We start from the raw sequence: 2893 nt of genomic DNA, 5'->3' as shown, positions 1-2893 counted from the left end.
TGCACATTAATTATACAGAAGTTAATAAGTGGTAAACAGGTTGGCAATGACTGGTACATTTCATGGCAAAGGGTGGTACAAAACTTGGCAACGTTGGTACATTTCGCTGGCGGTAGTCACATGACATCTGATTTAAGTATCTGAACCAAATCTTCTTGGTTATAGTTCAATCTTTTTGTGGTAAGTGGGTGCGAACGAATCTGTTCTCCGTTATAATAAATGTGCACGTGCTCTTCGTTTTCGGAAAGATCCAAGTCAACTTCTTTTCCGATATAACGAGGGTCTACAGAGTACCTACATTTGCGGAAAATGACCATTGCTTCCTTTGTGACTTTACGGCGAATAGAGTCTTCAAAATAAGGATTTAACAAGTCATCTTTTAGCTTATGGAGGTGCTCTTTTTCATTAATTTTCCAAAGTATATCAGGAATCTCGTCCGTTGCTTGAGACACTTCCGAATTTAATTCATCACAAAGTTCGTCAACGATTCGAATGAGGTCTGTCGAATCATAAAATTCATGATTGTAAACCCGTAACCGGTCCATTGTTCTAGCGAGAGCTTCTACGCTGCCTTTTGTTTGGGGGCGAAAAGGACGACAGACCATTGTTCTGAACCCTGCATCTTTACTAAAAGAATAGAAGCGATCGTTTAAATGAACCTGAGAGAATTGAGTTCGTGACCGGTCGACGACAGTTTTCATATTATCGAACCATATTTCTTCTGGAACACCACCGGTGTGATAAAAGGCATCATTCATGCACTCAAACAATGTATCTTGTTTACGATCAAAGGTAAGCGTAATAAATTTCTTCTTTGAGTAGGGCAATATATAAAGGAAAATATTAAAGCGGAAGACTTCTCCCTGACTGCTTATCAGTCGCATTTCTTCTTTCCAATCGATTTGTGCTGAAAGACCAGGCGTATATTCGACGCGTACCGTTGCTTTCTGTATCCGTTCTTTTTTCACTCCACGGCAATAGTCTCTAACAAGACTGTAACTCCCATCGAACCCTTTCTTTTGTATGAATTTGAAGATACTTTTAGCGGTACATTGATCTTCTAACTTAGTATCTATGATTTGTTTGAATGAATCTAATTTACTCGGATATGTCCTCCTTGTTTTAGGTTTATTACCTTGTAACGCTTCTTCATACGCTGCTTTAACCGTACGATAGTCACATCCGTATTGCTCCGCTAACGCAGTATAATTGGGCTTTATGCCATCAATCATGTGTTTTTTCACTCCTTCTCTGATATCTCTTCTCATTCCTATTCCACTCCAATTCTATAGGGGATAAGAAGAGTATATAAAAAATGTAGGAAAACCAACAATTTTACATTGTCATTTTCCTACATTTTATAACTGTTCTTTACAGGGAAAAGATACTCGGAAAAAGAGCGAAAAACTTTTCTGTTATCAGCAAAACAATTCTTTCAAAATTTGGACTATGCTGTTGATATAACTAAGGCTAGTTTTGAACCGTTGAAGGGTGCTAATCACAGCGTTTATAATATGTACGTAGGTGATATAAAAGAGAGTGATGTCGTAGTCGTCACCGATTATACAACGTCGATTAAGACTTTCAATCTGTTTAAACAGTATGCCTTTAGTGATAAGGCAAAACATAAAATGATGATTTTAAATCTGCTGTTCTTGTTCCTTTTCATAGCTATCGTAATCTGTTTCTTTATCATTTGGTTATCTCCACGCATTCAAGATGATAGCGCGTCAAAATGGTTAATATCCTCAGCAATCATAACAACTCTTGTTACTTTATATCTTATAAAGTGCTATCGAAAAGGCGTTCCTAATCGCTTAAATTTAGTAAAGAATACATCTAGTTTACTCATGATCTTTGAATTGGCAGCTGTGCTTAAAGAACGATCTCCTAAAATTTCATTTGCATTAATTGATATGAGTTTAAACCAAAAAACTTGTCTTGAAATGTTAAACGACTATTTGAAATTAAACAGGATGAAAAAACCAAAAATAGTTTTCCTCGATTCGGTTGGAAATGAGGGAATGCTGCAACTATTTACCAATCATAAAAAAGTCGCATGGAAAGAGAAATATCTACACGAAATTTCGAGTACACGAGAGATGTTTGGAGACTATCTTATTACTGCTGGAGAGACTACTAGCAATGGTGTTTTAATTAAGAATGCAAATACACGTAAGGATTCTGATTTAATTGAAGCAGATTTGGATGATAAATGCGACAAAATGGTTGAATTTATTAAAGAAATTGGGAACTATTGATGATATTAAAGCACTGAATTATTAATTACAGTCCACTTAGTATCTGCTTCTTACTATGAGTATAGATTGTTTACCTATCCTTAAATTTAACAATTTAAGGATAGGACAAGCGAATGCTTTTTCGTGAAAAAAAGATGTTAGTTCGCTTTCGAGAGATAAAAGCGAGTTTTAAAGAGCCAAATTGCCTTTTAAACTATTTAATCAGCTTTAAGAATTTAAATTAGCCTCAGTAAGACAATGTAAAAGCATTTTGACACGCAAATCCCCTCTATGTCACCTTAATTTGGTAGAAAAGTAACCGTCTCTGATGATACACTTAGAGTAAATCATCAAAAGAGTTGTAAAAAATGACTATTGGAAAACAACTAAAAAAAGCGCGTTTAGACGCTAACTTAACACAAGAATCATTATCAAAAAGAATTAATGTTAGCCGACAAACTATTTCTAACTGGGAAAATGAGCGCAGTTATCCTGATATTTCAAGCATTATTTTGTTGAGCGACATTTACGGCTTATCATTAGACCTGAATGATTCATAACTTTTTTTATAAGGATAATTTCCTACTTTTAACCGTTTTTAGCTGTATACTATTTATTTTTAAGCCTATTGGCTTTAGTTTTTATCCTTTTTA

The 2893-nt window shown here is 35.0% G+C and carries 2 protein-coding genes and 1 pseudogene; 2 read left to right on the top strand and 1 reads right to left on the bottom strand.

Annotated elements, in window-relative coordinates; translation table 11 throughout:
- Positions 1-116: 116 nt before the first annotated feature.
- Positions 117-1268: an IS21 family transposase gene (gene istA / locus H541_RS12430; RefSeq protein ID WP_022797288.1), complete on the bottom strand. Its 1152-nt coding sequence runs from the start codon at positions 1266-1268 to the stop codon at positions 117-119.
- Positions 1269-1514: 246 nt separating this feature from the next.
- Here istA and H541_RS0110785 point away from each other — a divergent pair, with 246 nt between their 5' ends.
- Entirely contained in the window at positions 1515-2261 is a 747-nt protein-coding gene (locus tag H541_RS0110785; protein ID WP_022797287.1) for a hypothetical protein, read from the top strand.
- A 347-nt stretch (positions 2262-2608) separates the two neighbouring features.
- Positions 2609-2785 (top strand): annotated as a pseudogene (locus H541_RS12425) (helix-turn-helix transcriptional regulator); the annotation flags it as partial.
- Positions 2786-2893: the final 108 nt, after the last annotated feature.

Origin of the sequence: Bavariicoccus seileri WCC 4188, from assembly GCF_000421665.1 — a bacterium.
GTDB classification, from domain to species: Bacteria; Bacillota; Bacilli; order Lactobacillales; family Aerococcaceae; genus Bavariicoccus; species Bavariicoccus seileri.
This window is presented reverse-complemented; position numbering and strand designations above follow the sequence as displayed.